Genomic DNA, 8,020 nt, shown 5'->3' on the forward strand with positions numbered 1-8,020 from the left:
CGGCGGACCGGGAGGACCGCCGCCCTCGACAAAAGTAGAGCACACAATTAAATTGTGCACAACCAAAACACGCCGGTCCGGCTATCCTGGAGCGCATGAGCGCCTCGCCCACCTCGCCGGCCGACACCGCCGCCGGTACCGCCGACCCGGACTGGCTCCGCCTGGACCGGCAGATCTGCTTCTCCCTGAACGCCGCCTCCCGCGCCTTCAACGGCGTCTACCGGGTGCTGCTCAAGGATCTCGGGCTCACCTACCCGCAGTACCTGGTGATGCTGGCGCTCTGGGAGCACGGCGGCCTTCCGGTGAAGCGGCTCGGCGAGCTTCTGCGGCTCGACTCCGGCACGCTGTCGCCGCTGCTCAAGCGGCTGGAGAGCGCCGGTCTGGTGCGCCGGGAGCGCAGCGCGAGCGACGAGCGTTCGGTCCGGGTGACCCTCACCGCCGAGGGCGTGGGCCTGCGCGGACGGGCGCGGGAGGTGCCCCGGCGCATCGCGGCCGCGACCGGGACGGACCCGGCCGAGATCAGCGAGCTGCGCGAGCGCCTCGACCGGCTCACCGGTGCGCTGGACGCGGCGGTCCGGGAACTGGAACAAGGTCCGGCAGCGCGCTGAGGGCGACCCGGCGCACGTAGAGCCGTACGCCCGCGGTCCCGTCGGAGACCTCCTCGGCGGGCAGGAAGTCCCTCGCCAGTACGGCTGTCTTGGCCCGCTCGGCGGGGTCGGCCGGGCTCCAGTGGCCGGCCAGCAGCTCCCGGTCGGCCACCACCCACACCCGCTCCAGACCGGCCAGCCGCCGCCGTACCCCGGCCGCGTCGGCCTCCCGCCCGTACAGCGTCCCGGACTCGGGACCCGGCTCGGTCAGGGCGATGTCCCGGACGCCCGCGAAGGCGCGCGGGTAGGTGAGGGCGGCGTTGCGGGCCTGGGCCGGCAGGAACAGCACCGGTTCGCCGGGCCGCACCTCGCGCGCCACGACCCGGGCCACGGCGGCCAGGTCGTCCGGGCGGCCGGCCGGGTCACGGTCGGCTTTCATCAGCGGGAGCTGGAGGCAGAGCGCCAGGGCGGTGAGCGCGGCCCCGGTCAGGGCGAGCACCGGCGGCCGGGGCAGCGGCAGCCGCCGGGCGGCGCCCCGGGCCAGCCGGTCGGCGCCGGCGGCGACCAGCAGAGGCGCGCCGGGGAGGGCGTAGAGGACGTAGCGGTCGACGTAGAGCGGGGAGAGCTGCGAGACCAGCATCAGGGCGGCGGGCGGCACCGCGGCGAGCGGCAGGCCCACCCGCGCGCAGGTCAGCCGTCCGGGCGGGGCGGCGAGTCCGGCCAGGCCGAGGACGGCGAGCACCAGGCAGGCCCAGAACACCCCCCCGCCCGGTCCGAGGAACCCGCGCAGCAGTCCCTCGGCGGTGGCCCAGGTCGGCGGGCGCACCCAGGCCAGCTGGGCGGACTGGGCGTGCGAGACCAGGATCATCGGCGCCAGGGTGAGCGTCACGACCCCGGCCGCGCACCCCCAGCCCCGCCAGACCCGGGGGCCGGTCCGGGCGAGCGCGAGGGTGGCCGCGTGGGCGAGGAGCAGCAGCACGGCGAACTCGTGCAGCCAGCAGGTGACCGCGAGGACGGCGGCGTAGGCCCGCCAGGCCCCGGTGCGCACGCCCGCCGTGAAGAGCAGGGTGGCGCAGGTGGCGCCGGCGGCGACGAGCGCGTACGAGCGGCCCTCCTGGGCGTAGTGGCCGGCCAGCGGCGAGACGGCGTACAGCAGGCCGGCCCACAGGCCGACGCGCGGGCCGGCGAGGCGGACGCCCAGTTCCCCGACGAGCGCCGCGGTGACGGCCGCCGCGCAGACCGAGGGCAGCCGGAGCACCACCTCGTCCGGGTGAACCGCGAGGACGGCGTGCATCAGCAGGTAGTAGAGGCCGTGCACCGCGTCGACGCCGTGCAGAAGCTGCCAGAGCTGCGGCACCGAGCGGCGGGCGACCTGGAAGGTGACGGCCTCGTCGCGCCACATCCCGCCCCGGTCCACCCCCCACAGCCCGAGCGCGAGCATCACCAGCGCGGGCAGGCACACCGGCGCGCCCCACCGGACGTGCCAGGGCACCCGGCCGGTCCGCTCCGCGCCCGTGCCGCCCGGCACGAGAGCCGTTGTCCCAGCCGCTCCGGGCGGCTGCGCTTCCACCAGAGGCCCGATGTCCACCACGGCCCGATCTTTTGCGATGTGACGGTTTTTTCCGATCATTGACGGTGTATCAGCAGGGATACACCATCCGCGCGGATTAGGCTCCCACGCGATGAACCGTCTCCGTGTCACCTCCGGTCCGGTCCTCGCCCTCGTCGCCGGCTGGCTGGCCACCCGCGCGCTGATGCTGGGGCTGCTCGTCCTCGGCTCGGCACACGCGCTGGGCGGCGGCTCGGTGTCGCGCGAGGTGTGGCGGCTGTACTTCCACTGGTACGGCGTCCTGTCGCACGGGACGTTCCCCACGCACGACACGCTGTGGCAGTACCCGCCCGGCGCTGGGCTGGTGCTGCTGGCGCCGGGGCTGCTGCCGTGGCTGTCGTACTTCGAGGCGTTCGTGCTGGTGACGCTGGTGGCGGACGCGGCCGTCGCGGTGGCGCTGGCCGTCGCCGGGCGGCGCACCGGGCGCAGTCTGCACGGGGCCGCGCTGTGGGTGGGCGGGCTGCCGCTGCTGCTGCACCTGCCGCTGGCCCGGTACGACGTGCAGGTCACCGCGCTCGGGGTCGCCGCCCTGCTGGCGCTCGGCCGTTCGCCGCGCGCGGCCGGGGTGTTCGGGGCGCTGGGTGCGGTGGTGAAGGTGTGGCCCGCGCTGGTGCTGCTCGGCGTGTCACGCGGACGGGCGACCCGCTCGGCGTGGTCGTGGGCGACGGCGGCCGGCTGCGCCTCCCTCGCGGTGCTGGCGCTGCTGTTCGACCACCCCTTCGGCTTCCTGCGCGAACAGGGCGGCCGGGGTGTGCAGCTGGAGTCGCTCGGCGGCACGGCGCTCAGCGTGGCCCGGCACGCGGGCTGGCCGGGCACGGTCCGCTACCAGTACGGCTCGATGGAGCTGGTCGGCCCACTGGTGCACACGGTCGCCACCGTGTCCCTGGCGCTGACGGCCCTCGCGTTCGCGCTGCTGGTGGTGTGGCGGCTGCGGGCCCGGCACTTCAGCCCGGCGACGCCGTACGACGCGGCGCTCACCGCGGTGCTGCTGTTCACCGTCACCAGCCGGGTCATCAGCCCGCAGTACCTGATCTGGCTGCTGGGGCTGGCCGCCGTCTGCCTGACCTCGCGGCACACCGGCCAGCGCCCGGTGGCGCTGCTGATCCTGGTGTCGACCGTGCTGAGCACCCTGATCTTCCCGGTGAGCTACGGCGCGGTCATCGCCGGGACCTGGCCGGGCTGCCTGCTCGCCCTGGCCCGCAACGGGCTGCTGCTGGCCGCCGCCGTGCTGTCCTTCGTCCGGCTGTGGCGCTCCACCCGGGCCCCGGACGGCCTGGCCGCGACCCGCGTCCGGGCGGACGCCGGCCGGCTCCTGGACCGTACGCTGACCCGTTCCTGACGGCTCAGCGGTGACCATGGACCCCATGCCCGAAGCCCCGCCCCAGGTCTCCGTCGTCGTCATCGGCTACGACGACGCCGCCCATGTCACCGACGCCGTCCGTTCGGCGCTGGACCAAGGTCCCGCCGTGGGAGAGGTGATCGCCGTGGACGACTGCTCCACGGACGGCAGCGCCGCCCTCCTGGACCGGCTCGCCGCGACCGAGCCCCGGCTGCGGGTGATCCGTCACGCCGTCAACAGCGGGGGCTGCGGCACCCCGCGCAACACCGGGACCGACGCGGTGACCCTGCCGTACGTCATGTTCCTGGACAGCGACGACCTGCTGCCGCCCGGCGCGGTGGACGCACTGCTGCGGGCGGCGGCGGAGACGGGCGCCGAGGTGGCGGCCGGGCTGTGCGTGCGCCGGGAGCTGCCCTCGGGCCGCGAACACCCCTGGCAGCCCGGCCTGTTCGCGGGACCCGCGCTGATCGCGCACCCGGCCGGCCGCCCGCACCTCGTCCACGACACCCTGTGCGTCAACAAGCTGTACCGCACCGGCTTCCTCCGGGCGAACGGCATCCGCTTCCCCGAAGGCCGCTTCCTCTACGAGGACTTCGTCTTCACCGCCCGCGTCCTGGCCGCCGCCCCGCGCCTCGCGCTCGTCCCGGACCGCGTCTACGTGTGGCACGTGCGCCGGGCCGCCGAGCAGCTGTCGCTCTCGCTGGACCGGGAGCGCGTCGGCAACTGGCACTCCCGCACCCGGGCGTCCGCCGAGGCGTACGAGATCCTGCTCGGCGCCGGTGAGACGGAGCTGGCGCGGGCGGCGCGGGCGAAGTTCCTCGACCACGAACTGCGCATGTACCTGCGCGAGCTGGGCCTGCGGGACGCGGAGTACCGGCGGGCCTGGTGGGCGCACACCCGGGAGTACCTCGCCGGGTACGACGCCGCGGACTGGGAGCGGGACCCCGCCGCGCCCGGCACCCTGCTGGGCCGGTTCGTGCTGGCGTCGCCCGAGCCGCGCGACCTGCCCCGGCTGCGCGAGCTGGCCGCCCGCCCGGCCCGGCTGCTGCCCCCCTACGCCCGCACCCCCGAGGGCACCCCCGTCTGGTCGGACGCGCATCCCGGCGTGACCTTGACGCCGCTGCTGACCTGCCCCACCGAGGCGCTGCCCTGCGCCATGGACGCCGAACTGCTCCCGCACGCCCGCGGCTCCCGGCTCCGGCTGCGCCTGCACGAGCTGTACGGGCGCCTCGCCGCGGCCGGCCCGCCGGCGGTGACGGCCCGCTGGCACGACCGGACGACCGGCCGACCGGTCCGGCGCATCACCCTGCCCCTGGTCCCCGCGCCGGACGGCACCTGGACCGCCGAGGCGGCCGTCGACCTGAACGCGCTGGGCGCGGGCGTCTGGGACCTGTGTCTCACCGTCCACTTCAAGGACGGCACCCGGCGGGACATCACCGCCCACGCCCGCACGGACAGCCCCCACCTGCGCAGGCGGGCGGTGCTCAGCTCCCGCCACCTCGTCCTGCTGGCCCACCCCTACGCCACCCACTCCGGCGCCCTGTCCCTGCGCGTGGCGACGGGCCCGGCGGGGGCGGCACGGGTGGCGCGGGGACGGCTGCGGAGGCTGCTGCGGTGAGGCCCTACAGCGCCTTCAGCGCGCCCGCCGTGGCCTTCGCCAGGTTCGCCAGGTAGCCCTTGGGGAGCTTTGGGGTGCGGATGATCACCGCGCGCCAGTAGAGGGGGCCGGAGACCAGGTCGAGGGCGACGTCCAGATCGAGGTCCGCGCTCACCTCGCCCCGCTCCCGGGCGGCCGCCACGATCCGGGACGCGACCCCGTCCTGCCCGTCCCGCACCGCCTTCTGCAGGGTCTCGGCCATCTCCGGGTTGCGGGCGGCCTCCGCCTGGAGGTCGGGGATGATCTGCGAGGCGACCGGGTGGCGCAGGGCACGCGACATCACCTCGTACAGCAGCCGGAGGTCGCCCTCCAGGGAGCCGGTGTCCGGGGCCGGCAGGCCGAGGACCGCCATCGCGGAGACCACGTCCAGCACCAGGTGCAGCTTGGAGCGCCAGCGCCGGTACACCGCCGTCTTGCCGACGCCGGCCCGCCGGGCGATGCCCTCGATGGACATCCGCGCGTACCCCACGGCGGCCAGTTCCTCGAAGACGGCCCCGCGGATGGCCTCGGTCACGTCCTCCCGGAGCACGGCGGCCCCGGCCGGGGTCCGCCGCGGGCGCACCGGGGCTTCGTCGGCGTTGGTCGTCATGCACCCCAGCATAGGGCGGGACGACGCAACGGTTGCGTTCCGTCGTCCGTTGGGCCTACTCTCCCGTTACGACGATACGGTCCCGTCCCGACGTGAGTAAACGTACGGGCAAGTGCGCGGAAACGGCGGGCAACGGCCGCCGGACCGCGCCTCCTCCACCACCCGACCGAAAGCAGCGGATGTGAGCCAGGTCCTCGACGCACCGCCCCCGATGAAGGCCCCGGCCGACGGCGACCTCGCGGCGCTGGCCGCCCGGCACGGCCTGACCGTCAGCGGCGCCCGCCCGTCCGTAGCCGCGTACGTCCGGCAGCTCTGGGACCGGCGGCACTTCATCACCGCCTTCGCCACCGCCAAGCTGACCGCGCAGTACAGCCAGGCGAAGCTCGGCCAGCTCTGGCAGGTCATGACCCCGCTGCTGAACGCGGCGGTCTACTACTTCATCTTCGGCGTGCTGCTGGGCACCAAGCGCGGGGTCGCCGACTTCATCCCGTTCCTGGTGACGGGCGTGTTCGTGTGGACGTTCACGCAGAGCTCGATCATGGCGGGCACCCGGGCCATCTCCGGCAACCTCGGCCTGGTGCGGGCGCTGCACTTCCCGCGCGCCGCCCTGCCGATCTCGTTCTGCCTGCAGCAGCTCCAGCAGCTGCTGTTCTCGATGCTGGCGCTGATCGCGATCATCCTCTGCGTGGGCGTGCCGGTCTCGGCGTCCTGGCTGCTGGCGCTGCCCGCGCTGGCGCTGCAGTTCGTGTTCAACGCGGGCGTGTCGATGGTGCTGGCCCGGATGGGCGCCAAGACCCCGGACATCGCCCAGCTCATGCCGTTCCTGCTGCGCACCTGGATGTATGTGTCCGGCGTGATGTGGAGCATCGACCAGCACACCGAGGACCAGCCGCGCGCGCTGTCGCTGCTGCTGGAGTACAACCCGGCCGCGCTCTACATCGACCTCATGCGGTTCGCGCTGATCGACAGCTTCGGCGCCGACAAGCTGCCGCCGCACGTGTGGCTGGCGGCGGCCGGCTGGGCGGTCGCCGCCGGGATCGGCGGCTTCATCTACTTCTGGAAGGCTGAGGAGACCTACGGCCGTGGCTGAGCAGACCATCTCCCCCGCCGGGACCCCGCGCGAGACGAGCGCCGAGCAGGTCCCCACCGTCGTCGCCGACCAGGTCGACATCGTCTACCGCGTGCACGGCACCGGCGCCGGCCGGGGCTCGGCCACCGCCGCCCTCAACCGCATCCTGCGCCGGGAGAAGGCGGAGAAGGCGGCCGGGGTGCGCCGGGTGCACGCGGTGAAGAAGGTGTCCTTCGTCGCCTACCGCGGTGAGGCCATCGGCCTGATCGGTACCAACGGCTCGGGCAAGTCCACCCTGCTCAAGGCGGTGGCCGGCCTGCTCCCGGTGGAGAACGGCCACATCTACACCGACGGCCAGCCCTCCCTGCTGGGCGTCAACGCGGCCCTGATGAGCGACCTGACCGGCGAGCGCAACGTCCACCTCGGCGGTCTCGCCATGGGCATGTCCCGCGAGCAGATCAAGGAGCGCTACCAGGGCATCGTCGACTTCTCCGGCATCAACGAGAAGGGCGACTTCATCACCCTGCCGATGCGCACCTACTCCTCCGGCATGGCGGCCCGGCTGCGGTTCTCCATCGCCGCGGCCAAGGACCACGACGTGCTGCTGATCGACGAGGCGCTGGCCACCGGCGACCGCTCCTTCCAGAAGCGATCCGAGGAACGCATCCGCGAGCTGCGCAAGCACGCGGGCACGGTCTTCCTGGTCAGCCACAACAACAGGTCCATCCGCGACACCTGCGAGCGCGTGCTGTGGCTGGAGCGCGGCGAGCTGCGCATGGACGGCGCCACCGAGGACGTGCTGAAGGAGTACGAGGCGTTCACGGGAGACAAGAAGAAGTAGGCGCGCTTTCCGGTACTGGGTTCCGGAGCCGAGCCTTCCGCCCCACGCGTGAATATCCCTTTCGGTCATGTAATGACAGTATGTTATGAATGGTGACCGCCGGGACGAAGAGCCGAAGGAGCCCCTCCAGATGCCCCAACTCAGCGTCATCGTCTACGGACCCAACACCCAGGGGCATCTGACCGGACTTCTCGACTCGCTGGACGCCCATCCGCTCCCCGGCACCGAGGTGATCGTCGCGGCGGTCGGCGCCTGGGCGCGGGAGACGGCCGAGGGGCACGCCCCGGAGACGGTCACGGTGCCGCTGCCCGAGGGCACCGGGGACGCGG

Annotated in this window: 8 protein-coding genes; 6 read left to right on the forward strand and 2 right to left on the reverse strand. The window is 73.9% G+C overall.

Features of this window, described 5'->3' with window-relative positions; translation table 11 throughout:
- Positions 1-95: 95 nt before the first annotated feature.
- Positions 96-608 (forward strand): MarR family winged helix-turn-helix transcriptional regulator, encoded by a 513-nt coding sequence (locus ACFWN1_RS15575; RefSeq protein ID WP_384361864.1) that lies wholly within the window; start codon positions 96-98, stop codon positions 606-608.
- Here ACFWN1_RS15575 and ACFWN1_RS15580 read toward each other — a convergent pair.
- Positions 550-2,115 (reverse strand): hypothetical protein, encoded by a 1,566-nt coding sequence (locus ACFWN1_RS15580; protein WP_384361866.1) that lies wholly within the window; start codon positions 2,113-2,115, stop codon positions 550-552. The genes ACFWN1_RS15575 and ACFWN1_RS15580 overlap by 59 nt on opposite strands.
- 154 nt (positions 2,116-2,269) lie before the next feature.
- On the opposite strand from ACFWN1_RS15580, the gene ACFWN1_RS15585 reads away from it, so the two are divergent.
- Positions 2,270-3,535 carry a glycosyltransferase 87 family protein gene (locus ACFWN1_RS15585; protein WP_384361870.1) on the forward strand — a complete coding sequence of 422 codons (1,266 nt, stop codon included), beginning with the start codon at positions 2,270-2,272 and terminating at the stop codon, positions 3,533-3,535.
- Positions 3,536-3,560: 25 nt separating this feature from the next.
- A complete protein-coding gene (locus ACFWN1_RS15590; protein WP_384361872.1) occupies positions 3,561-5,153 on the forward strand; it encodes a glycosyltransferase family 2 protein in 1,593 nt (530 codons plus the stop codon).
- 4 nt (positions 5,154-5,157) lie between these two features.
- Here the strand turns inward: ACFWN1_RS15590 and ACFWN1_RS15595 are convergent, their stop codons facing one another.
- Entirely contained in the window at positions 5,158-5,781 is a 624-nt protein-coding gene (locus ACFWN1_RS15595) for a TetR/AcrR family transcriptional regulator (protein WP_384361875.1), read from the reverse strand.
- A 181-nt stretch (positions 5,782-5,962) separates the two neighbouring features.
- On the opposite strand from ACFWN1_RS15595, the gene ACFWN1_RS15600 reads away from it, so the two are divergent.
- The 3 genes from ACFWN1_RS15600 to ACFWN1_RS15610 form a co-directional block, all read left to right on the forward strand.
- Complete coding sequence (locus ACFWN1_RS15600) at positions 5,963-6,871, forward strand: ABC transporter permease (RefSeq protein WP_384361878.1); 909 nt, start codon at positions 5,963-5,965, stop codon at positions 6,869-6,871.
- Positions 6,864-7,691, forward strand: a complete 828-nt coding sequence (locus tag ACFWN1_RS15605) for an ABC transporter ATP-binding protein (RefSeq protein ID WP_384361880.1) — start codon at positions 6,864-6,866, stop codon at positions 7,689-7,691. Before ACFWN1_RS15600 ends, ACFWN1_RS15605 begins: the two co-directional genes overlap by 8 nt.
- Before the next feature lie 130 nt (positions 7,692-7,821).
- On the forward strand, positions 7,822-8,020 hold a 199-nt coding region (locus ACFWN1_RS15610; RefSeq protein WP_384361883.1), incomplete at its 3' end, for a hypothetical protein.

It is taken from the genome of Streptomyces sp. NPDC058459 (assembly GCF_042721685.1).
Lineage (GTDB): Bacteria > Actinomycetota > Actinomycetes > Streptomycetales > Streptomycetaceae > Streptomyces.